Source organism: Shimia sediminis (genome assembly GCF_003990645.1).
In the GTDB taxonomy this organism is placed as follows: Bacteria; Pseudomonadota; Alphaproteobacteria; order Rhodobacterales; family Rhodobacteraceae; genus Shimia; species Shimia sediminis.
In genome coordinates this window covers 348,535-371,304 of the sequence record NZ_RYZK01000001.1, presented here as the reverse complement: position 1 = coordinate 371,304, position 22,770 = coordinate 348,535, and the positions used below count along the sequence as shown (strand labels likewise).

Here is a 22,770-nt window from a genome sequence, read left to right as displayed (position 1 = left end):
TGGTTTATTGCGCCCGGTTCTGGCAGAGCGGGTTTCTTTGGTGCGGTCAGGACATCAATTGGAATTTCCCGAACTGGCCCGCTTTTTCCGCAACAACTCAAAAGCATGATCAATGGCAGGACTGCTGCACTCTTCATTGTCCTCTACCTCCCTTAGCTGGCGTTGCATGTCACGGTGCTGGGCTGATGCTTCCCGCGTTGCGGTCATGCTCTTGCCCATGATTTGAAGAATCTCGTTGTTCGTGCGGGCCGCAGCCCGAAGCTCGCGGTTCTGCTCCTTGGTCTGGAAATAGTCTCTCACCAGCCACACGCCGCTACCAACGAGGCCCAGCACTGCGATGATTTGGACCCAGATTGAAACTGTTCGCATGTCAGCCCCTACCCTCTTCAAGATCGGGCAAATCGACTGTCTGCCCAGCGAGGTCGTGGGTACAGTCATTCAGAAACTGGATACGCCCGTCCGTCACAAAAGAATGGCAGATCAGCGGTACAGGCCTGATAGTCTCGCCTTGCATGATCCGCGAGTGTTCCTCGTCAGAAATCGGCACTGTCCCTTTCACCAACACAGAAGGGTTGAACGTGGGCGCATCAGGGTTGCCGTTGTAGGTCCAGCCGCGCGAACCATCGACCGTGACGTGGTGGTGCGTTTTGCAGCCTGGGCACATGAACGCGACCCGGCCACCCTCAAGGCTGCGGAGTTTCTTGCCAATAACAGCCATATCATGCCTCATTCACGCTCAGAACCGCACCAGACGCGTCGTAGTGCGGCAGTGGGCGCTGGTAGCTGCGGGGATAGGTCGAGGGCCAGCGTTTGGCCAGCAAGCGGCGTCCTGCAATCCATGCGTCGGCGGAAATTTCATCGTCTTGGTTGGCGCCTAAGACAAGGTAGCGGCGGCGCACGGGGTCGTAGCCAATAATAAAGCCTACATGCCCGCCCTTGCCGCGCGAAAACACACCCAAAGCGCCATACACATGCCCGCAACGCTCGCCATATTCGGTAAAGTTCCGCGCCCAATACGGGTTCTCTTTCAGCCGATCCGGCAGCGGTTCGTCCGGCACGGTCTTGACCAACGCCGTAATGGCCGCGTCACCACACCAAGGATAGACGGCAGGATCACCCAACGTTGCCCCGTCTGACTTCAACCACTCGCGAAGCTCTGCGTTGTCGCGCACTTCGTGTAGTCCGAGATATTTGGACATCTCGACCACCCAAGGCGGTTCCGGTGCGGTGTCAGGGCCAAACTTGCGGGGCGGCAAATCGTTCCGCGAATAGGCATCTTCCAGCGCCGCGAGCGTCAGCGGCCCGACATAGGAACGCGGACGCAACCCAACAGATTTCTTGAAGACCACGATGGCAGCTCGGGTTTTCGGCCCCGAGATCCCGTCGACCCGCCCCGTGTAATGGCCGAGCGATTTCAGCGCGCGCTGTAGCCAGCGCACGTCATAGGTTTTGAAGGTCATTGAAGCGTCCTTTTTTGCGTTAAGGTCAGCCCTTGTTGCCATCGGAAGGCGGCACCCCGGCAAAGGCGCGAAGGGCCTGCATTACCAGCCGGGCAACAGCCGGGGCCTCGATGCCAAGAGCCAGAAGGCCAGGAACGGCGTAGGCCCAATAGGGAACAGGTTTCGCCATGATCCCGAAACCGAAGTCAGCAACGAACAAGGCGACAACAGCGGTGATAGCAACGACACGTATCCAGAATGTACTGCGCTTGATCTCAGGCATGAGAAACCGCCCGCACCAGAAACCAGACCAGAAGAAAAATGGCTGATCCCGATAGGCTGCTAAGTGCCATTGTCGAAGCCAATAAAACCGGGATGGCCACGTGATAGAGATCACGCCGATTTCTGGCGCTTTTTAGGAAGTCACTCATTGGCTCTCTTCCACGACAAAAGGTCCGCCGAAGCGGACGCAATAGATTCCAGTTTCATGATTTGCTCTCTCAGTGGGGGTTTAAGTCACCGCGCGAATGCTTTTGATTGTGATCCCGCCGCGCTCGGGTTGTGGCTATGCTTCGAAAGTTTTCACTTCCTGCGCGGTGTCCTCAATTACCGCCTGAGCGGTAGCGCAATCTGTTCTTTCAGGTTCGCAAAAATCTGAACCAGTCCTGTCTGATCTACCATATCTAATCCACTTTTCGTTAAGTCGGTGTTTTCACGCCGGGTTTTTCATTGCTATGCGACCGCCAGACCCGGTTGTGGCTCAGGCCCCGAAGGGCCGTTCCGCCGATCATCGCCTGCGCAGGCGCGCTCGGGTCTACCACAGTCACAAATCGTCATCCTCAAGCGCATACTGTGAAAACCGCTCAAGCGACGAAAGCCACAAGTTGCCGTTCGCGGAAACGATGTCCCTCGGGTCGCACCTCGTAAACGGTTGCAAAAACGCAATGTGACCAGTGATAGGCTCTGTCAGCCGATACCAGCCACGTCGAATATTAAACGACATCGACCCCGGTAAGGTGTCGACAATGGCACCGCTGGACGTGATGTCGCGAAACTGCACATCAAGCCCGGTGCGCGTCTCATTTGTGGTGAATGGCACATAAGGATTACTCTTGCCAATCATATCCACGATGACTTCTCGGGAGTTATACTCTGTCGCCAGTTCGGGATGCGTTACACTGACAAAATAATCAGGACCAGCACTCAACCCAGAAGCCGAAAATCCTGCCGCGTTGCCGTTCCTGTTGATTTGGCGGTTAGCGACAGACCACGCGGACCCATCCCATGAAACATCCAACTCAAGAAGGTCATATACTGCGATGCGATGCTCGGTGGCACTGACACGCCTAACACCGAGCAAAACCACCTCATCCTTTGCAGTATATTCATATGTTGCCATCATCTGGCCGCTCAGGCCGCAATCCAAATGGTTGATCACAAACTCATGATTAACGCTGTCCCAAGACACAGTCGTATGGCTGGCGTGAAACGCCGAAACCGCGATGATACTCGGCGTTTTCGTCGCCGCAAACCGACCGGTCAAGGGCGCGGCCATGTGCAAGCGGATATCGCTGTCGTTTACCGATGGACCCACCTGCAGTCCGACCCGCGCAAAGGACTCATCAACCGTTACATGCGCAGCGACGCGCTTATGGGTTTGCGACTTGCGCGGGATCGTTACCGCATATTGTTCAGTTTCGTTTGTATCAGGATCATCAAAACCGCGCGGCGCATGATTACTGTCATCGAGTAACAGCCAGTATTGCACCCCGCTTGTCGTACCCGTTGCGCCGCTGGTCCCGCCTGTGATTGTTTCGGTGTCGGACACCCCGGCATATGGGTGGGTAAAGAAGCCCGAAGCGCCAGAAAGCGTAAGCGTGGACCCGTTCACGGCATCCACCATTGCCGTCTCGCCAGAGGTACCCCCCGTGACTGTCTCACCCACTTGAAACGCGCCCACGACACCGGAAAGCGCCATATTGATCGTGCCGCGCGACACGGGAATGCAACCATGGTTCGCCGTGTACGCCCTGTACAGCTTAATCGTGCCAATCGTCAAATCATGGTCTGTCGCAGCCGGGTCAGCAAAGCGATACACCCTGCCAGTGGCAGACTCCTCTATAAACGCACCTTCCGGCCATTGCTCAGTCAATGTCGTAATGTTTTTGATTCTGGGGTGAGTAACAACCGTGTAGCCCCAACTGCCTGCGTCGTTGTCTTCATCTCCTGACCCTGCTTCGGTGATCTGCACAACGGCAGCATAGGGCCTTATGCTGAGACCGACCCCAGCCGCGAAAAACCTTGTTTCCGCCTTTAGGTCTGTAAGGCTTTCATACCCCTCCACAACAACACCCCAGTCGCGGATTTGCGACTTTGCCGGGTTGTGTGCATCGCCTGTTCCATAACGCCAAATCTGGCTAGCCCCACCATGCGGATAGGTCATTGTCTTACCTCTCGATTTTCAGATGATCACGCGATGGTGGCTTCGACAGGCCCGGCATCGCTGGTTGAATTGATGTTCGACACGTTCACAGACCGGGCAGTCCAATCGAAAGTGCCCGCGCCGCTGTTGTCGACAAACGCGATTTCCGATCCCGGCCCGGCGTAATCCACGCCCACCAGAACCGCATCGCGGTAGATTTCCGTTTTCCACAGGCTGTTGCTGGTCGACGCTGTCATTTCGACCAACGCCGTGCTGCCGCCCGCATCAGAGACTGCCAGATTGGTCGGCGCTGCTGGTGGATCGGTGACCGCCGCTGCAACCACACTCGTAATGGTCACCGCATCGCCCACCACGCCGCCCGGCGTGACGAAAGCCAGCGACAAGTTATATCCCTGACCGTCAATCAGGCCGGGAATGGTGATCGAAGTCGCATCGGTGCCCACAGACACGTCCTGCCAGTTGCCTTCGCCGGTTTTGGTGACCTTCAGCAGCGGTGACAGCGCATCACTGGGCGGCGCTTGCCAGCCCACGGCAATCCCCGCGACAAAGGTGTTTGTGGCTGTCTGGATGCCCGCCGCAGCCGCCGTGACATTCTGCGGCAGCGGCACTCCTGCGGGCGTGTCCGGTTCGGGCAGCTGCTGCACAGAACCCTGTTCGCCAAGCGCCAAGGTGAAGGCTGCGGAATCGACCTGGCGAAGCGTCAGGCCGACCGCCTTCAGCAGCCCCTTTTCGAAACTCAGTGCATGCCGCGCGACCTCATAGTTCCCGACCAATGCCAGCTGCGGCACGTTCAGCGCGATGGTGTCTTCATAGATCGCTGGCAGCGCCTTGGGCTTGCACAGCAGCGTGACTTCCTGTTTCGGGTTGTCGCGCTCCAAGTGGATTTTCATGACCTGCCGCGCCTGCCGGTGCGACGGGCACATCAGCAGGCTTTTGTCGGGACCGGTCAGAACCTCGCCATCTTCAGCAACGCGGGCAGCGTCCTGCCATGGTTCGGCATCGACTTCGATATGACCCAGATCATGGCTGTTGAAACGCGCGGGCAGTTCATTGTAGCGGTCCAGCAGGTCCGGCCCGCTGTTGACTTCCTGCACCTCCAGAATGTCGCCATAGGTCAGGGTGAATTCCGGGTCAGCCCACGCGCCGACCTTCAGTCCCACCTTGCCGGACGGCTTCAACCGAATACGACCCGCACAAGCCTGTAGCATGCGCCCCAAAACGCTCTGCGGCTTTTCGTTCAGCAGATACGACCCGCTGATGCGGTACAGCTTTTCGGTTCCGCCCGCAGCCAAGGCCACATCGCGGTCACAGATGTCTGCCTGATAGGCAATGTCCTGACTGTCGAAGGCATTGGGCCGATTAAACCCGTCCGGCGACGCCACATAGTCCCGAATGGCAAGCGCCATGTTCTCGGTGAACTCCGTCACCCCAGTGCGCGGATCAAGGCATTTCGTGGTTTCCGCCAGAACAGCCAACTCCGGTTCGTTCTTCGGATACATATCACGGTAGTGTTCAGGCGACACGCTTTCGCAGATGATGAGGCTGGACGCCAAACCGTCAAGGCGATGCTCCGGCGTCCAACCAGACCACACTTCGGATATCTGCGCATAGTGTGTCTCTGGAACAAGCCCAAGTCGGCTGAACACCCTGACACGAGGGCGCTTAAGATTATATTGATCATCAAGAACATCGCCAGCGCTAAAGTTTTCCCCATTTCTCTCATTCATAAAATCGAGTAGACGAGAAAATTTATCCGGCAAATTGGTGAGCCACTCCGGCAAATCATTCTCGACAACCGTGAAATCTTCTTCAGCGACCGCAACGGATTCATTGTTCAAGAAGTACCGAACAATCCTCGACAACTCTCCATGACCATGCACAACGACACGATAAGAAAAACCGTCCTTCGCCCGGTGAAACACAACATTTCCACCAACCTTCACAAGACCATAGTGACGAATGCGCGCGCCAGCCGTGGTCTTACTATTCGTCTGGACATTGTCTGGTGTCGCCGCCGCAGGAATACTGGGCGCGGCCAACTGAGACAAAAGCAGCGCCCCCCCGATGTTAACGGCGATACCAGCCAGCGTCAGAGTGCCCGCCGCTGAAAACAGCGCAACAGTGCCACCGGTGGCAAATATACCCGGCAGGACAAATGCTAGAGCCTGCGGCATGACCACCCCCGAAGAACCTTGAAGTCATCCGCGACCCGCAGGCCGCTTTCCATTTTGACCACCGCGCGACCATCCAAGATCAGGCCGCACAGCTGCCGCTTGTCCAGCGTCAGGATTGCAACCCCGTCACCATCCAGATCGCACATGCCGCGCCACGCCATGCGGGGCGCTATCAGCGGAACAAGTCCACCCGCCGCCATGATGATCCGGCGACACTCGAACCGGCTGGCATAGGTGCCGCGCAGGTCTTCCGCCGGATCGAACCCGGTTTCATGCGCCACAGCAGATGCGCACCAAAGCGCACAATCGTTCCGGCCCCACTCGAACGGTTCAGAGCGGGTCTTTTCGATGAAATCGGCCAGCATGTTACCAATCCGTCCAAGTGATCAGCTTGCCCGCTTCGGTGACAAATTGCAGACCTTCATCAGTCGGATGGCGGCGCTTCTGGTCGAAATAGGTTTGCATGCCGTAGACCGGGACACCCTTGCGGGCCATGAAGCTTTCCGTAGTCAGACTGACGATGGCACCGCCGCGCGGAAAAGAAACGGTCATGCGGTCCATGATGCCAATGTCGAAGGCAAAAGGATGCCCCACGGGCTGATTGCTGTCAGGGTCGAACAGCTGGCCATACAGGCCGGAATCGCGACCCCGGTATTCCGCGACATCGCCAACCATTTCGACCAGATCAGCGGCCCAGTTTTCCGCATCGATCCATTCGTTCGGCATGCCAAGTCGATATTCATGGAACGGGGCAAGCTGGTTGTCACCGCCGTTCACTTCCGGCAGGCCAACCAGCAATTCGCCGCCAGCACCCCAAGTGTGCCCCCATTTCAGATCGGTGAACGGAATGTTCCGGTTACTCAGCCAGACTGGGTCTGTTGCGAAGTCCAGATGCAGCATGACAGCCATCTGCACCGCGCCACGCCCCAACAGGTCCATTACCTGATTGCGGTATTCTTCCGGCTGCGCCTGCAGAAATTCGATCATCGGTCGAACGCCTCAATCACGTTGACAGTCATCGGCTGACCGTTGCGGAAATACTCGCAGAAGGGACGCCAGTCCGCTTTGTCCTGCAGTCGCACCTGAACCTTGGGATAGGTGACATTGACCTGCGCCCCTGCCGTCGCTGCCTGTCGCAGCGGCGGGTTGAAGGTGACCGCACCATCGGTGTTTGCCTCAACCCGATACAGGAAATCATTGATCGAAAAAAACGCGCCAACAGCGATGTTTCTGCCCAGATAGCCGTCCATCTGAATGGTTGATGCGCCTGCAGCCACATCCGCCACGACAGTCGGTTCATCGTGGTCCGGCAAGGCGAAGCCCGCGCCATCGTCAAAGGACGCACCATCATCGAACAGGATGTGCCCGCGCGCGATGTCATCGGCAGGCACACCAACCGATTCATAGAACGCGGCTTCATCGCCCAGATAACGCGCAGTGCGGTAGTTGCAGAGCGTGATGCGCAGGATGTTCGCGCGACCGCGCAGCCGGTCACCGATCACCACAGCTTGACTAAGTGCTGCCGGGCGCATGCGCACGAAATCCAGCCGACCAATCCAGCGGCGGTTTTCGGTGAACAGCACCTGTTCCCGCCCATCCAGACCGGGTCCGGGTGACACGTCATCCAGATCCAGCCAGAAATTTTCATGGGCGCGGCGCAGCAAGTGCGCGTCGATGTCAATCACTGTGGCCATGGGTCACCTGCGCTGCATTTGTGAAACTTGGCGGTTGTTTTCCGAAATCATCTGGCCGGACACATTCACCGCCACATCGCCACTGATCTGCTGAACCCGCGTGTCGAATTCGCCGCTTGGATGGACAAAGACATCGACCTGCGAGCGGCCACCACCCTGACCAAGCTTGTGGTTCGGAATGACCTTGGACCCGCGCGGCAGATGCACCAACTCCGGCCCCTCTTCCCCAACCTTCGCAAGACCGCCGGGCGCGCTGTCCGTTCCGCGCGCGAAACCCGGAATACCGATTGCACCCAACAAACCACCAACAAGCCCGCTACCACCGCCAAAACCAAACAGGCCCGCTAACGGACCACTGCCGAAGATCAGCGCTTCATAGGCGGCGCGCTCCAACGCCTTCGCAACACCTTCCAGACCACCTGACAGATCGCCGGTTGCAGTTGCCGCATCAAGAATAGATGACTTTAGATCCTGCCCAAGCTGCCCAAATAGATTCTGCTCTTCATTGGCGCGTTCAAGGCTCTCTGTCAGATTACCGATAGATTGCGCGCGCAACTCAATGTCTTCACGAAGCGTCCGCCCCGTTTCCTCTGAAACCTTATCAAGGTCCAAACCGCGCTTTTTGGCTTCTTCCAGAAGCTTGTATTTAGCCGTTAGAGCAACAATTTCCCGGCGTGATTTTCCAACCATTTCGATCTGCTGTTCCAAAGACGCCATCTCGCGCCCAGAACTAGAAAACAGATCAATCTCTGCAGGTGTTCGCCCCCCGCCCGAACTGCGCGCCGGGCGACTAGCTTCATTCAGTCTGGCGATTTCTTCCGCATCGCGAATTCGGGCCGCTCTTTGGGCGTCATACGCCGCACGCTCGGCATCACTACCAAAGCCACCAGACCTGATTGCCTCTGTTTCTCGGTCAAACTCAGCACCAGCCAAAGCCCCAGCGCGACCCACCGGATCATCCCGATATTCGTATCGAATGCGGGCCGTCTCCAAGTCGGATATACCCTGATTGCGCAAATCGACCATCGCATCGACCGCGCGGTCGATTTCATCCGCCATGCGCGATGCCGACGCCGCAGCGCCATCAAAACTTATTTGCCCGGCAGATGACGCCAACCTCTGAGTCTGCGCATCGGTCCGGCGGGTAAGATGCTCAACCTCTGCCAACTTATCACCCAATTCACCCCAATCGCTTCCAGCACCCCGCAGCGCCGCGCGCATGTTCGCTATTGCGTCGGAAATTGGACCCATGTCGCCAGATTCGACCGCGTCCTGCAGAGCGTCACGCGCATCGCGGATGCTGTTCAGCGCAGATGGATCGACAGAAAAGTCTTCCGAAATCCCCTCCATGCGCTCCATGGCTTCCAGATCGGCGCGCATTTCTGCCAGAATTCGGGCGTTCTCAGGTGGGACATAAGTCGCCATCGCCTGCTGATCTTCCATTGCCGCGATTTCTCGGCTCAGATCGGCCATGGATGCCTGCCGATCTTCCAGCGCCTGAAGCAGCTGTTCGACCTGCGTGTTCTCAGTGAAGAACTGGTCAACAGCCGCATTCGTGGCGACCAGTGCTTTTTCCAGTTCTAGCCGTGCAAGCGTTTCGATCAGGTTTTGGATTTCCGCGTTCACTTCGCCATAAGCTTCGCGCAGCGAGTCCAGATCACCAGCCGCCGCCCTACTGACCGCCGAATTCGCCCGGTTGATGGCTGCTTCAGCCTTGTCCCAAGCATCCGCGAAATCCTTGATCTTTTCGGCGCTATCTTCGGTATTGTCACCAGCAGACATAAGGAAGGCTGCAACCGGGAACCCAATGGCGGCGATGGTTGCAAGAAGCGGGGCCACAATCCCCAAAGTGCCACCCAACATGCCAAACCCAGCAAGTGTCTGCGGCAGCTGCTGTCCGGCAATGCGCATGACATTGGTGCCCATTTCCCACTGAACAAACATGTCCGAAACTTGGTTTGTGGTGTTCATCAGAACCGCACGGCCCTGACGGGACACATTGAAATAACCAGCCGACCGCGCTGACGCAGCCGTGACCGCCGAAGCAACACCCAGATGCGCAACCTTGGCTTGCGCCAGCACCGCGTTCGCCTCTTTCTGGCTGACCGCCCCCATGCGCACCGCAGCTTCCACCTGCCGAACCGCCGCTTCATAGCGGCGCTGCGCCGCATAGGCCGGATCGACCGACGCCTTCAGCTGCTGGAATGCGCGGGTTTCCTTCTGGATGGCCCGCTCGAACACTTGCGCCGATGCAGCCGCCGATTTCGTCAGCGCCTGACCGGAACGCCCGTTCGCCTCATTGAACTTGCGTTCGATGTTCTGGGCGCGCTTCACCGCTGCAGCTTCGGCCTTGGCCAGCTGCTTTTCGAACTTCGAAAGCGGTATCTGAAGCGGGACGGAAAGGCCCGGCGTGTCACTCATGGTCAAAAACCCTCGATGCCCAGTTCGCGCAGGTCTTCATCCTTGAAGTCATCCGCGTCGACGCGATCCTTTTTCGACCCATGCGCCGCATTCCATCCGTCGCGGCATGCCATGAATTCCCAAAGGCTCATTTTGTTGATGTCTGACGGGGTGAAACCCATCACTGCCCCGGCTCCGTAGAGCTTGGAGAACTGCCAGAGTCCGCTTCCGGCTTCACCCCCGCTTCCTCCCCCACCGGGTCATCAGCCTCACCGATCAGCGCCGCCGCCAGAACCTGATAGGCAGGCAGCTTCAGCGCGAACGCAGGGTGTTGATCGAACGCCCGGCGCACCATCGGCCCAGCCTCTTTGGCATCCATGCCCGCGCCGATCAGGCCAAGGCGAAGAGTTTCAAAGATGTCATCCACCATCCAAGACCCGACCTTCAGCCGCGTCAGGATCAATTCTGGCCCGGCATCGCAGTTCTTCTGCAACGCCCGCAGTTCACCGATGTTCAGGGCGAAGTCATGCTCGCCCTGAACCCAGTTGATGGTGATACTGTTGTGCATCAGGCTTTGACCATCCGCGTCGGTGTGCCGTCGAATTCCAGTTCGATGGATGCGGTCACGCGGCCCCGGCCATCAGAGCGTTCATTCGACAGGTCAGAAATGATCATGCGACCGACTTCATATTCGGTGTCGCCAACCGCAGCCTTCAGGTTGCCCAAACGGGCCGGGATGGACGCGCCCGAATAGAACCAATCCAGCAGCTTGCTGTTGGAACTTTGCGCCCAGACACCCGTGCCGGAAGCCGTGACTTCCAACGACCGGACATCGCGTTCGACATCGTTTGGCAGGCTTTCGTCATCGCAGTCGGGCACTTCGGTGGTGTCGACGTTCGCGGTGCGCTTGATGGTAACGCCCTTCATACCACAGATCCGCGCATAGACGGGTGTGGCGGTGTCATCGAAGTCCACTTCGAGGACCATTTCTTCATATTTTTCAGTGACAGCTTTCGCCATGTCATCACCTCATAAAAAAGCCGCCTCAAAGGGCGGCGATGGTTGCAGGTTTTGGGCCGATCAGCTGATCAATTCACGCCCGCTTCTTGGCCCTTCTTGGCCGTTTTCGCCTTGCGCGGCGAAACCCGCGTGGCGACACCAGCCGCCACGCCCGCCGCAATGACTTCTTCGGGCAGGGCCTGCGGCTCTTCCGATGCCTTGATCCCCCAGCCCACATTCCGCTTGCGGCTCGAATAGTTGAAGTCCTGATGAAAGACGGCTTTGGCCATGTCATTCCCTTTCCTCAATGTGCGCGGTGAACTGCATGACGCCATGGGTGATGGCTTCATCCGGGTCCGGCAAAATGCGCTGCAGCACCAGATCAGTGGTCAGATGCCCATGCGTGGGCAGATCCAGTTCCACGTCCTTCAAAGCATCGCGCACCGCCCGGCAAATCTGCTTGCAATGCAGCCGCCCCACCTTGCGCGACCAGATGTCCAACTGAACGGTGATTTCATCCAAGGCGATGCAGTCATAGTCATCCGGCACGGTCGATTCCGGGCCGAATGAAACATAGCCATCCGCTGCCCCATAGGGCGCGCCCGCAGTCTTCTGCGCATCACTCAGCCGGGTATCGTCATAGACATCATGCACCAGCGCCATGACGCCAGCCGAAGCCTTCAGCGCATCATAGATCGCTTTCTGCAGTTCGATTTCCGGTTCAGCCATGTCAGAGCGACCTTATTGCCTTGTTGATGGCGCGGGTGATCCGCGACTTGATACGCGACCGCATTGCCCGATAGGCGGGCCAGAAGAACGGATGCGCCGGGGCTTTGGATGTGCCGAATTCGACCCACCGCGCATAAAAGGCCAGTTCGCTACCGGCATAGACCACAATCCGCATGGACGGATCTTCTGCAGGCGCGATGTCATCCAGCGCTATCGATCCTTTTGGCGGCTCACCCCATGTCCAGCCAATGCTGGCCAGCAGAAAGCCGTCTTCGACCGGCGCAAGCGAACGGATCATGTCGACCAGTTCCTGCGCCCCCTTTTCCAGCGCATCACGCGCAGCGGTCCGCACAGCGTCAGGCACGGTCTGATACATGAAGCGACTGAATTCCGCCACGCCATCAACCATCGCCGCGCCCACGCTCGACAAGCATTTCCAAGAACTGCCGATCATCCGTTAGGCGCGGCGGTTCCTTGATGTTCCAGGCCACACCACCAGTGACAGCAATCCAGTCAGCATTCACTGACCCTGCCGCCGCTATCGCGCGAACCGTCAGGATGGCCGGTTGCCGGGCTGACAGCCGCGCTTCCACGACACCTTCACCGCCCTTCATGGGCTTCACCCGCGCCCATTCCCGGAACACTTCGGCAAAGCCGCCATCAACCTTGTTGCCGTGCCCGTCATCTACCTCGCCACGGCGCTGAAAGCTGACAACGCGGTCCAGATCGGTAACGCGCATTCCACGCTTCATGCCGCAAACCTCCGATAGCGCATCGTCAGACGGTCAACACAGCGGGCAACCTCTTCGCTAACACCATCCGTCGCATCTGCGCCACGGTTGTGAAAGTAAAAGCTGACCATCTGCTTTGCCGCCTCGACAATGTCATCTGGCACCGATGCGACATCGGAAAAACCCGCCGTGAAGCGCAGATCGACCGCATCCGGCCTGTCGATCAGGTTTGGCCACGACTTTCCAGGCAACAGCGTCACGACCGCATCACGCCCGCGCCGGTTCAGCAGATAATCGGTAGCAGGCACAACACCGGGCGTTCCATCCGGCGCGATGTAGCGGATTTCTGTCACTGCAGTGACCCGCGCGAACGGCAAGCGCAGAACCGATGGCACAAAGCCTGCGGCCTTCGATGACCATTGCTGCGCGACCAGCGGAAAACCCAAGCCACCAAAGCCATCCGCATCGACATCCAGATGAATGGACGCCGCCGAAATCGCCGCCTGAACTTCGGCGTCGGTTTCATCGCTCAGAATGCGCAGATGCGCCTTGGCGGCAGCAAGGTCGACCAGATCGACACCGCCACCAGAAATCCGCTCCAACCACATGGGCCAGCCCTCAGTTCAGGTTCAGTTCAGGTTCGGACCCGTCGCCCGCGCCTTCGATCTGATCCGGCAGCATGTCGATCAGCTTTTGCAGTTCGGCCTTGACCGGCTCCATGGTTTCATCATCGCCATCCAGAATGTCGGACGCGAATTCGATCACGGTTTCGGCCTGCGCCTTTGCCGCCGCCATTTCCAGCAACAGCGCATCGCGCTGCGACTGCGATTCCGCCAACGACAGGCGCGCCGCGTCACGTTCGGTCACAGCTTCGCGCAAGGCGTCTTCACGGGCCTTCAGCACAGCACCGACCTGCGGGTCATCTTCGGTCGGCTCACAATAGCCAGCCGCCTTCCACGCCTCATAGACGTGCGGCGCAAGCCATGTGGTGTCATGGGGTTTCAGGCTATAGCGCCCGCCCTCGACAGCCGTCTTCATCTTGACGAACACGCCTTCCGCACAGATCCCGGCTTTGGCCAGCCCGTCGAATTCCTTCTGCTCCAATTCCAGACGCTGGCCTGCGGTGAACGTCACCGCGTCATCGCCTTCGCCCTCGACATGATCGCGCAGCGCAAAAGCCACGGTGATCTTGCCCGCATCCTCTGCGGATGCCGCCTTTTTCTTTGCCGCCATGATCAGCGCCCTTTCTGTCAAATGATGACCGCCGCCCGATCACGCGGGCGGCGGTTTTTCAGATTTGCGCCGATCAGGTTGCGGCGTGGCGCATCTTCTTGATGGCCACGTTGTTGGCAGCGATGGTCTTGCCATCGGTGCGCAGCATCGCAAGGAAGCCGACCTGACCCTTTTTGGTGTAGGTCGAGTCCGTGAACCGGAACAGCGTGATGTCCATCACGTCGCGGATCAGGTATTTCGACATATCACCGAACAGAACCGAGTCTGCGCCAGCCGCCGGAACAGCCATGTCCTGATTGGGCGTGTAGCTGTAACCCAGGATTTCCGCAGGGGCCTGACCGCTGACACCCGGCATCCAGATCGGACGGCCTTCGCCATCCTTCATCTTCTTGGCCACTTTCAGCGCGGTGTCGTGCATCATCCAGCTGGCATCGCGGCGATAGACCGGATCGACGGAATGTTCCAGTTCGATGAAGTCATCGCTGGTGAAGCTGTCAACCAAACCTGCGGCGGTGGTGTGGCCCAGACCAGCACCATTCACGATGCCAGTCGGCTTGCCAGACCCGTCGCCCACGGTGTAGGCCGCATTGGTCAGGCGCGCCAGACGCGAAGCCAGAAGGCCATTCAGCATGCCTTCCATGTTGCCGATGCCAGCATCCTGCAGCAACGCAAACGGAATGGCCACAACCTTCGAACTGGCCAAATGCGCGCCGATGGACGTGGTGCCGAAGGTAATGTCGCCATCCGTTGCGGAAGCGTTTTCGGCAAGCCATTCACCGGTCACGGCGGTTTCATCGACGGTCGGCCACTGGATTGTTTCGCCGCTCTGCGTCGACTGAACCTGCGCAACCGCGCGAACACCACCGTAGTCGGCCATCGCTTCCAACAGCACACCGCTGAAGGTGGTCGGCACCAGATAGCCGCCTTCGCTGTCAACGCCGGTCGACTGCGCGTTCTGCACCTGACGGCTGTATTCGGTCAGCACGTTTTCCGGCAGACGATTGACCGCAGCTTCGCCGCCGCGAACATAGGCATCGAACACCAACGACCGCACTTCATCGCCGGGGCGCTCCTGACGCTGGCGACCGCCGTTCTGCGGCGCAGGGGTGTCCGGGTCATCGGCTTCCGACTGCAGACGGGCCTCCAAATCCAGCTGCTGCTGTTCGCGCTTGATCTTGCCGTCGATCTTGTCGATTTCGGCATAGATTTCATCAACGCGATCCGCATCGTATTCGCCGGTGTTCTTGTCCAGAATGTTGCGCGCCTCTTTCGCCAGCGCGTCACGCTGCTCACGCAGCTGCTTGATGGTCTTAGGCATCCCCAATCCTCCATAAAAAAACCCGGCCAAGCCGGGTCGGTTTCAGTCTATGCGGACGCACCGCAACTAGGGCGCAACCCGTTCGAAGTATTCCAGCTTGCGCATCTGGGCAGCGCGATGCGCCGCCGCAGTCTTTTCCCCTGTCGGCGCTTTGAGCGCGTCCGGGGTGTTCTCGAAAATGGCCAGATCGAAGCGGTTTTCCGCGCCGCCATCCTTATCATAGACGCGGTCAACCAAGCCCATGGCCAGCGCCTCTTCGGCTTCCAGCCACGTTTCATCATCCATCAACTGACGGAATTCTTCGGCCTCTTTACCGGATTTCGACGCATAGTCGGCCCGGATCGATCCGTCGATTTTTTCCAACATGCCCGCCGATTGGGTGTGATCGCGGGTGTCGCCAAGCGTGATCATCCACGCATTGTGGATCATCACGAATGCACCCTTGGCAATCTCGATTTCATCACCGGCCAGCATCAAATAGGACGCAGCCGACGCAGCCAGCCCGTCGACATGGGCAATCACCCGCGCCGAATGCTGTTCCAATGCGGTTTTCATGGCACGGGCCATGAACACGTCGCCACCGGGGCTGTCGATGCGCAGATGAATGGTTTCCGCGTCGATCTGCTTGACCTCGCGGACAAGCTCTTCGGCAGTGATGCCCCAATAGCCGATCTGGTCATAGACCAGCACTTCGACTTCACCTTCGCCTTCCATGGCGCGCACCTGAAGGGCAGCAGGCATGCCATCCTTCGGGCGCAACGCGCGGGCCAGAATCTCTTTGAACTTCATTGCGCTTCCTCTCGCGTTGTCTGGAAATATGGCGCGGGCGGTCGCGCGCCGCCGTCATCCGCCGGATCGGTGGTATCCTTTGCGCCCTTGTCAACTGGCCGGAACAGCTTGTCCGCCTCTTCATCATCCAGCTTGGGCAGACCTTCCAGTTCACGGGTTTCATTGACGGTCATCCAGCCGGGATGCTGGGTGCCGCCAACGGCAATCTTGTGCGCATCATACCGCGCCGCCAGATCCGCGCGCAGTAGCGTGTCCAGATTGAACTTGATGGCCACACCCTGCAGGCGCTCCTCGCGTGTCAGCAGTTTCCGGCCCAATTCAGCCTCAAACCGCTTCACATGCTTGCGCAAACCCAGAATGTAAAACTGCGTGGTCTGGGCGTTGATTCCCGTGCCCCAGCTGGTCGATTTTTCGGTTTCACCGATCAGATGCGGCGGCACCCCATAGGCCCGCGCCACATCCAGCACCTGAAACGACCGCGACTGGAAAAGCTGCGCGGTTTCCGGGTCAGTCATGAGCGATGTGAACTTGCCGCCTTCCGCCAAGACTGCCGGAATATGGGCATTCTGAATGCCGCCGAACTTGCGCTGCCAATAGTTCCTGACTTCATCGGCCACATGTTCGCTGACCTTACCATCATAGCTGATGTAGCCCGGCGGATTGATGCCCTGCTTGTAGAACTTGCTGGCATATTCGTCAGCTTCCAGACCGATGCCGATGGATCGCCCGAAACACTTCAGCGGTGACAGCGCTTCCAGCCCCTTCATCGTGGCCGATGCCCGGAAGTGCAGAATGTCATCCTGATCGCGGCCATAGGTCTGACCGTCTTCAGTAATCCGATATGCCGCCCGGCCATTGCGCATGAACGGCTTGACAGTGGCGTCAAGTAGCGGGCGAAGCCCCGTCGCCTCACCACGCCCATTGCGCTGGATTTCGGCATAGGCGTTGCCTTCCAGAAACGCCAAGGCGAACAGACCTTCGAAGAACACTTCAGCCGAAAACAGCGGATGCGGATCAACATGCACCAGATAGTGGGCAGAATGATCGGCCAGCACTTCGCTGCCCTTTTGCGCATCCTTCCGCGTCACCCGAACCGGCAACGTTCCAATGGTTCCGGCCAGCAGTGACACGCAGCCGAAAACTGCGGTCAGCTTCATGGCCGATTCCCGCGTCACCACGTCATGACCCAGAAAACCGAAGAACTCTTGCCATTCTTCGACACTGGCCGATGACTGCAGATTGACCGGCCTGCTGTCCTGCACCACGGGCACAGAAACGACCGGCTCGACGCGCGGCGCTTCCGCGACGTTGGCCCGTGATCCGAATATCCGTTCAAACATCAACAAATCCTTGCGTCACGACGCCCTTGCTTTCGTCTTCCTCGACAACCTGACACAGCGGCCACAAGCCGTTGATCAGCGCATCGATTCCGTCAATCTTGTCTTCCGGTGCCAGTTTGGTCGGGAAAATGTAGTCCCCGCCTGGCACCTGCTTCAGCAGCGTATTGCCTGCCATCCATGTCAGAACCGCGTTGCCGTCATGCAGCATCCGATGATCATCAACAGCGGCAATCAGCTTGTTGAACGGCTCATTCGTGTTTGCAGCCCGCTTGCGCAGTTCCACAGCTTGAATGCCTGCCGCATCCCAAGTTGCGGCCATTTGCTGCGCGAACTGTGCATCATAGATGACCATTTCCACATCCAAGACTGGCAGATCGCCCCAGCCCCATTCGTTTCGCGGATCATGGTCAGCGCCATGACCACACAGCTGCATGACCAACGCTTCAACCAATCGCAGATCCAGTTCTGCGCCCGGCGTTGTCGTGATCAGACCCTTATTGGCCCACCCCCAAAGATGTTCATTGCCCGGCGCATCAACGACCTTCTGCGGCAGACAGTGCCAACTGAATGCCGTCATCGGACCTTTGGCCGGATCGCGTTCATCCGGGAACACAACCACGACGCTTGACGGGTCATGACGTGTCGCAAGGTCGACCCCGATAAAGCACCGACGCCCGGCAAAGTCTTGGATCTTCAGCGACGTATCTTCGCCCGCGCGCCAGCCCTCCATGTCGATGGCGGACGCCCCGACACTGGTCCAAATGTCCAAGTGCTTGCGCAGGAACTCACCCATTGCCGCCGGGCTGGCCGCTGCTTTCTTCCATTCGTCCTGCATGTATTGCAGCGACTTGGCTGCATGCAGCGACGGATTGGCCTTTTCCCATGCGACCGGATCGCCCGGATCATCACCTTCATCCGCTTCGAAGATCAGCCCGAAATAGCTGTCATCCTCGAATGTGCCGTCCAAAATGCGCTGCAGATATTTCCGCTGTTCATAGCAGATCCCCGCAGTGTTGTAGCCCGCCGTGGTGATCGCAATCAGCAAAGGCTGTTCGCGGGCACCCAAAGCGCTGGCCATCGAATCCCACACGTCGCGCTTTTCGTGTTCATGCAATTCATCGACAATCGCACAGTGCGGGTTTTTGCCATCCTTCGACTTGGTTTGGCTGGCAATCGGCTGGAACACCGCCGCCGGGTCCGCCGTCTTGATCTTGTGTTCTTCGACATGCAGGCCAAGCAATTCATCCAGCCCCATGCCTTCGGCCCGGCCTGTCATTGCCATGACACGCGCTGCATCGAACACGATGCGCGCCTGATGGGTTGACGCAGCCGCCGAATAGACCTTCGCGCCCGGCTCACCATCCGGCCCCAGAAAGTAAAGACCGACGCCCGCCAGAAGCGTCGATTTTCCATTCTTGCGCGGAACCTCGACATAAGCCGTGCGAAACCGGCGAATGCCGGTGACCATGTGACGCCAACCACCGATCTGGCTGATCAGGAACGCCTGCCACCCCAGAAGGGTGATTGTCTCATTCCGCGCCGCCCAAGCCCCTTCGATATGGGGCAAGGCTTCCATGAAAGCGCACATATGTTCCGACGCTTCCATGTCGAAGACATATGGGAACTGGTCAGTCCCGGCGCGCTTCAGATCGGCCCGGAACCGTTTGCAGGCTTGCTTGATCCGCTTACAGCTGGGCAGCTTATTCGACAGAATGTCATCGACCCAATCCAGCGCCCGCAGCGTGATCGGTGTTTCGACAGATGCGTCCAGCATGAATCAGGCGCGACCCTTCTTTGCCATCGGCTTGAACGGCATCACCTTGGCACTGCCACCACCTTCCGGCGGCTGTTCGTCCAGTAGATCCATGAAAGATGTCTGGGCAGACATGCCATTCTTGGCCCGCGCGTATGGTGTGGCCAGCAGTTCACGTTCCAGAGTCAACAGCTTGTTTTCGTGAAAGGCCCGGCTTTGCTCTTTCCCCGAAAGGTAGTTGCTGGCCGTGGCCTCGAATTCTTCGGCAGAGATTTCAGCCGACAGCCGATCATAGGCCGCGCGGTGCGCTGCGTAGCGAACCACGATGCCAAAGACCGCTTCATCCAGAACCCGATCACGACGCAGAACAGCCAGCAGGCTTTCGCCGTGCTTTCGCTCTTCTGCTTCGAAGTGTTCAGGCCATCCACCCAGAAGGGTGACCAGCCGTTCCATGCCTGATGCTGGTGCGGTCATGAGACCCCCCCCTTAAACTTTCGCGCGCAAAAATCTGATTACCGCCGCCGGTCCCCTGCGCTCAGGCTGTGGACTTTTCACCCCCCCTACCTGCGCGCCGTTCGACCCGCTGTTTCTTGATGTCGTGGCAGGACTTGCACAGCGACTGAAGTTCCCCAAACCAGAACAGGGCGTAGTCTTCCCGATGTGGAATCACATGGTCAGCAACTGTCGCCCGCTGCTTTGAATGATCTGGGCAGAGCCTGCACAGCGGTTCATTCGCCAACTGCTGTTCACGCCGCCCACCTTTGCCGCTCCAAGCTTTGCGCTTATACCATTTGCGGCTTGGCTTATCGGCCCGCTTTGCATCCGCAGTCCGATCCCGGTCCCGTTTGTCCGCCACCGCATGGGCTTCGCAATATGCCGACCCAAGATCGACCAGCCGGGAACAGCCCGGATTTGCGCAGGGTTTCTTCGGCACCGCGTCCCTTTCGATGTTCGGAAGTCACCAATGCAAAAGCGCCCGCCGGTTTCCCGTGGGCGCTCTTGTAGATGATGCATATTTCATAAGCGGCTGATGGATTAACCGTCAACAACTATTTTATAAACCATTGATCCGATTACGTTATCCGCGCCTCGACTGATTCCCTAAAAGATCGGAAGGCAACCTGTTCCGAAATGCGCGACCGACGCACTACCACGACGCACCGGACCCATCATGCGATCCAAGACCTCAGCCAATCCACGATTGAGCGCCTTGACCAGATCAGCATTCACAGCCCAACCATGCTTGCGCAGAACATCGGTGATGGTGCCATCTTCCAGACAGACGATGTCGACCAGTCGCCGATCCATGATGGTGACGCGCGACCCGCGATCCGATGGTCGGATGCGCCGTACCACCATAGCCGACCCGCTGCCGATGCGCTTGCGCAGCACAGTGATGCGTTCCCGGTCACGCAACACCGCATCCATGAAGTCACTGCCACTGCCTGCACTGCGCTGCGACAGGCTTTCCAACGATGAACACTTCACCCCCGCGCTTTCATGTTTCTCGACCAGATCCCGATAGAACCGACCCATGGCCACCTGCGCTGGACTGAAGGGCGACTGTTTCTTATGCCGCGCCGCCTTCGCTGCCATCACATCGAAGCTATCGGCCCGCTGCAGCGTCTTGCGCCCCAGAAAGCCAGCCGCCTTCATTTCAAAGTCATCATCGCCCTTGGGATAGGACGCCATCATATCCAGCATGCGCACAGGTCCACGCGCCGGGGCCATCGGGATTTCCGGCCCGACCTCTGCCGGGACAAAACCCATGGCCCGGACTTCCGCCATCCGCGCCTGTTCATCAATGCTGGTTGCCTGTTCGATGCGGGTGACCGCCATCGCTATTCTGTCCCGGTTCATGCCGCTGCCCTTTCTTGTTTCGCCTTGATGATGTCCAGACAGCGCCGCCGCGTGTCCATGTAGCCCTGAAGCCAAGCAAGATCGCGCGGGCGGGCCCGACCCTCTTCCCGGTCACGCTCAATGCCTTCACGCTTGCGCCGATTGTCTTCAGCCTCTTCGCGGATGCCCTTCAAAACATAATCATTGGGCGGTGCACCGATGCGTTTCAGGTAGACAAAAAGTTCAACCAGATAGCCGCCGGACTGGGCAGCATCGCCCGCGCCCGATTGCAGATAGGACCGCACCAAGCGGGACTCAGATGCGGGCACTTCCTGCAGCCGCCGCGCCCAATTCATGATCGACACTTCAGCGGGCCAGACGTTCTTTTGCGGCCCGCCCGCGTATCGCTCGACCACTTCCGCCAATGCCTGCAGCCGATCTTCGGCCATATAGGCCAGCCGCCCTTCCAGACTGGCCAAGAACTTGTCATGTTCTTCGACCTTCTGTCCGCGCTTGCGCACCATCCCACCTTTGACCAGTGGTTCGATCAGGTTGATCCTGACCCGTTCCTTGCCGTCCCTTAGTTCCTGACCTTCCACTGCCCATCCCCTCTTATTCTAAGCAAATCCGACTTATCCACAGGCACAGCCGTTCAAAATTGACGCGCCCCGGAAGTTTCTTTTTCATTTGATTTATTCTTGTTTCCTTTCAGCCGCTCGGTTTTCGGAAAAAATGAAAACTTCCAAAAACCGTTTCAGGAAATCCCTGTTTCTTCCGGCGGAAGGTTTGGGGAAGAAATCAATGGCGCGATGACAGGTCATTCAACGCCTCTTTCACGCGCTTCAGTGTAGCACTGCCACCCGGATACTGGACTTCGATCCAGTCGCTGATGTCATTCACCCGCTCTTCCATGTCCGCGATGCGCGCAGCGCCGGGAATGGCCTTCAGGTGGTTGATGATGGTGCCAAGCCGCTTGCGCATCCGTTCATCGGCATTCTTGGCGTCATTCTTCTTCTTGCCCCGCAACGCCTCTAGCGCGACCTCAGTGACCACAGGATGCGCCAAGCGCTTCTGCTGATTGTCACAATGGACCAGATGCCAACCATGCAGCGGGGACACATCCCGATTTCGAAGTTCACGCCATCTGGCCACAGGCATCCGCAACAAGAAAGCCAATGCTTCATCATCAGCGGGCAGTGTTCCGACCGGCGTTTCATCCTGTGACAGTTCGAACAGTTCACGCCCGAACCAACCGACTTCAGGATCGGCATACCCAAAGCGGCGAAACTCACTGCCGCGCCAGCGCTTCAGGTTCCATGGCACAAAGAAGTGCGAGTCCAAGCGTTCGCTGGATGAAATCGGATAAATGTCGATGTCATCTGCATCGACAAGCTGAAGGGCATTCGCCTGCGTCATGACACACCGCCTTCCCAGCAGGTCACGCAGTCAGGATCGAAAGACTTGCCATTGCGCTTCCGCATCAGCATGCCCAAATCACGGCGCTTAACCTCTACCGCACCTGCAGCGACTGCCAGCCGACGCTTGGACATGGCAATGTCGAAGTGTTCCATATGAGAACCGGGCTTCTGAAGCCACTTCCGCGCCACGCCGATCTGGTCAGCCATCGCCAACAGTTCTTCGGTGGTGTCGGCCATCATGTGGCACATCTTCATCCGACCAAAGGACGCCATCATGTCATCGACATAAACCGCCATCACTGCCCCCTTTGCTTGAAGCAACGGTCACACCGATCACCGTCTGAATATCGGTTCGGAACCCACTCATGGCCCCGCAGCCAGCACCCAGTCTTTGCCCGGAACAGAAAATTCCGCCATGCCACCCAAAGCCAAGCGTCATCGTTCCAGTGCCAGTAGCGCCCCGGCCCCGCC

At 58.4% G+C, this 22,770-nt stretch carries 29 protein-coding genes; all 29 read right to left on the bottom strand.

Annotation, left to right across the window (positions count from 1 at the left end; all coding sequences use genetic code 11):
- Nucleotides 1–54 precede the first annotated feature (54 nt).
- The 29 genes from EK369_RS01890 to EK369_RS01755 all read right to left on the bottom strand — a co-directional run bounded on the left by EK369_RS01890 (nt 55) and on the right by EK369_RS01755 (nt 22,596).
- Complete coding sequence (locus tag EK369_RS01890) at nt 55–369, bottom strand: hypothetical protein (protein WP_127111990.1); 315 nt, start codon at nt 367–369, stop codon at nt 55–57.
- A gap of 1 nt (nt 370) precedes the next feature.
- Nucleotides 371–718, bottom strand: a complete 348-nt coding sequence (locus EK369_RS01885; protein ID WP_127111989.1) for a ubiquitination-like system serine protease family protein — start codon at nt 716–718, stop codon at nt 371–373.
- A gap of 1 nt (nt 719) precedes the next feature.
- Entirely contained in the window at nt 720–1,460 is a 741-nt protein-coding gene (locus tag EK369_RS01880) for an NlpC/P60 family protein (RefSeq protein ID WP_164726801.1), read from the bottom strand.
- Nucleotides 1,461–1,485: 25 nt separating this feature from the next.
- A complete protein-coding gene (locus tag EK369_RS01875) occupies nt 1,486–1,722 on the bottom strand; it encodes a hypothetical protein (RefSeq protein WP_127111987.1) in 237 nt (78 codons plus the stop codon).
- Between the two features lie 540 nt (nt 1,723–2,262).
- Complete coding sequence (locus tag EK369_RS01870) at nt 2,263–3,882, bottom strand: hypothetical protein (RefSeq protein ID WP_127111986.1); 1,620 nt, start codon at nt 3,880–3,882, stop codon at nt 2,263–2,265.
- Between the two features lie 26 nt (nt 3,883–3,908).
- The gene (locus EK369_RS01865; RefSeq protein WP_127111985.1) at nt 3,909–6,056 is read right to left on the bottom strand and encodes a phage tail protein; all 2,148 of its coding nucleotides are present in this window, start codon (nt 6,054–6,056) and stop codon (nt 3,909–3,911) included.
- Nucleotides 6,041–6,421, bottom strand: a complete 381-nt coding sequence (locus tag EK369_RS01860; RefSeq protein WP_127111984.1) for a DUF6950 family protein — start codon at nt 6,419–6,421, stop codon at nt 6,041–6,043. Before EK369_RS01860 ends, EK369_RS01865 begins: the two co-directional genes overlap by 16 nt.
- A 1-nt stretch (nt 6,422) precedes the next feature.
- On the bottom strand, nt 6,423–7,043 hold the full coding sequence (locus EK369_RS01855) for a hypothetical protein (RefSeq protein WP_127111983.1): 621 nt from the start codon (nt 7,041–7,043) through the stop codon (nt 6,423–6,425).
- Nucleotides 7,040–7,750: a hypothetical protein gene (locus EK369_RS01850; RefSeq protein ID WP_127111982.1), complete on the bottom strand. Its 711-nt coding sequence runs from the start codon at nt 7,748–7,750 to the stop codon at nt 7,040–7,042. Before EK369_RS01850 ends, EK369_RS01855 begins: the two co-directional genes overlap by 4 nt.
- Before the next feature lie 3 nt (nt 7,751–7,753).
- Nucleotides 7,754–10,171: a hypothetical protein gene (locus EK369_RS01845; protein WP_127111981.1), complete on the bottom strand. Its 2,418-nt coding sequence runs from the start codon at nt 10,169–10,171 to the stop codon at nt 7,754–7,756.
- A 2-nt stretch (nt 10,172–10,173) separates the two neighbouring features.
- Entirely contained in the window at nt 10,174–10,302 is a 129-nt protein-coding gene (locus EK369_RS22255) for a hypothetical protein (RefSeq protein WP_268920597.1), read from the bottom strand.
- Between the two features lie 29 nt (nt 10,303–10,331).
- Nucleotides 10,332–10,718 (bottom strand): gene transfer agent family protein, encoded by a 387-nt coding sequence (locus EK369_RS01840; RefSeq protein ID WP_127111980.1) that lies wholly within the window; start codon nt 10,716–10,718, stop codon nt 10,332–10,334.
- Nucleotides 10,718–11,170, bottom strand: a complete 453-nt coding sequence (locus EK369_RS01835; protein WP_127111979.1) for a phage tail tube protein — start codon at nt 11,168–11,170, stop codon at nt 10,718–10,720. Before EK369_RS01835 ends, EK369_RS01840 begins: the two co-directional genes overlap by 1 nt.
- A gap of 68 nt (nt 11,171–11,238) precedes the next feature.
- The gene (locus tag EK369_RS01830; RefSeq protein WP_127111978.1) at nt 11,239–11,439 is read right to left on the bottom strand and encodes a hypothetical protein; all 201 of its coding nucleotides are present in this window, start codon (nt 11,437–11,439) and stop codon (nt 11,239–11,241) included.
- 1 nt (nt 11,440) lies between these two features.
- Nucleotides 11,441–11,878, bottom strand: a complete 438-nt coding sequence (locus tag EK369_RS01825) for a DUF3168 domain-containing protein (RefSeq protein ID WP_127111977.1) — start codon at nt 11,876–11,878, stop codon at nt 11,441–11,443.
- Between the two features lies 1 nt (nt 11,879).
- Complete coding sequence (locus EK369_RS01820; RefSeq protein ID WP_206198010.1) at nt 11,880–12,332, bottom strand: HK97-gp10 family putative phage morphogenesis protein; 453 nt, start codon at nt 12,330–12,332, stop codon at nt 11,880–11,882.
- Nucleotides 12,280–12,630: a head-tail adaptor protein gene (locus EK369_RS01815; RefSeq protein WP_127111976.1), complete on the bottom strand. Its 351-nt coding sequence runs from the start codon at nt 12,628–12,630 to the stop codon at nt 12,280–12,282. The genes EK369_RS01820 and EK369_RS01815 overlap by 53 nt, the downstream gene beginning before the upstream one ends.
- Nucleotides 12,627–13,217, bottom strand: a complete 591-nt coding sequence (locus EK369_RS01810) for a head-tail connector protein (protein WP_127111975.1) — start codon at nt 13,215–13,217, stop codon at nt 12,627–12,629. The genes EK369_RS01815 and EK369_RS01810 overlap by 4 nt, the downstream gene beginning before the upstream one ends.
- Nucleotides 13,218–13,227: 10 nt before the next feature.
- On the bottom strand, nt 13,228–13,842 hold the full coding sequence (locus EK369_RS01805) for a hypothetical protein (RefSeq protein ID WP_127111974.1): 615 nt from the start codon (nt 13,840–13,842) through the stop codon (nt 13,228–13,230).
- A 73-nt stretch (nt 13,843–13,915) separates the two neighbouring features.
- Nucleotides 13,916–15,160 (bottom strand): phage major capsid protein, encoded by a 1,245-nt coding sequence (locus EK369_RS01800; protein WP_127111973.1) that lies wholly within the window; start codon nt 15,158–15,160, stop codon nt 13,916–13,918.
- A gap of 66 nt (nt 15,161–15,226) precedes the next feature.
- Complete coding sequence (locus tag EK369_RS01795; protein WP_206198009.1) at nt 15,227–15,949, bottom strand: head maturation protease, ClpP-related; 723 nt, start codon at nt 15,947–15,949, stop codon at nt 15,227–15,229.
- The gene (locus EK369_RS01790) at nt 15,946–17,289 is read right to left on the bottom strand and encodes a phage portal protein (RefSeq protein ID WP_127111972.1); all 1,344 of its coding nucleotides are present in this window, start codon (nt 17,287–17,289) and stop codon (nt 15,946–15,948) included. The genes EK369_RS01795 and EK369_RS01790 overlap by 4 nt, the downstream gene beginning before the upstream one ends.
- Entirely contained in the window at nt 17,282–19,063 is a 1,782-nt protein-coding gene (locus EK369_RS01785) for a terminase large subunit (protein ID WP_127111971.1), read from the bottom strand. Before EK369_RS01785 ends, EK369_RS01790 begins: the two co-directional genes overlap by 8 nt.
- Nucleotides 19,064–19,066: 3 nt before the next feature.
- Entirely contained in the window at nt 19,067–19,516 is a 450-nt protein-coding gene (locus EK369_RS01780) for a hypothetical protein (protein ID WP_127111970.1), read from the bottom strand.
- Nucleotides 19,517–19,577: 61 nt separating this feature from the next.
- A complete protein-coding gene (locus EK369_RS22250) occupies nt 19,578–19,976 on the bottom strand; it encodes a DUF8602 domain-containing protein (RefSeq protein WP_497707111.1) in 399 nt (132 codons plus the stop codon).
- Between the two features lie 167 nt (nt 19,977–20,143).
- On the bottom strand, nt 20,144–20,902 hold the full coding sequence (locus tag EK369_RS01770) for a hypothetical protein (RefSeq protein WP_127111969.1): 759 nt from the start codon (nt 20,900–20,902) through the stop codon (nt 20,144–20,146).
- Entirely contained in the window at nt 20,899–21,480 is a 582-nt protein-coding gene (locus EK369_RS01765; RefSeq protein WP_127111968.1) for a hypothetical protein, read from the bottom strand. Before EK369_RS01765 ends, EK369_RS01770 begins: the two co-directional genes overlap by 4 nt.
- Before the next feature lie 199 nt (nt 21,481–21,679).
- The gene (locus EK369_RS01760; RefSeq protein ID WP_127111967.1) at nt 21,680–22,297 is read right to left on the bottom strand and encodes a hypothetical protein; all 618 of its coding nucleotides are present in this window, start codon (nt 22,295–22,297) and stop codon (nt 21,680–21,682) included.
- Entirely contained in the window at nt 22,294–22,596 is a 303-nt protein-coding gene (locus EK369_RS01755) for a DUF4031 domain-containing protein (protein WP_127111966.1), read from the bottom strand. The genes EK369_RS01760 and EK369_RS01755 overlap by 4 nt, the downstream gene beginning before the upstream one ends.
- Nucleotides 22,597–22,770: the final 174 nt, after the last annotated feature.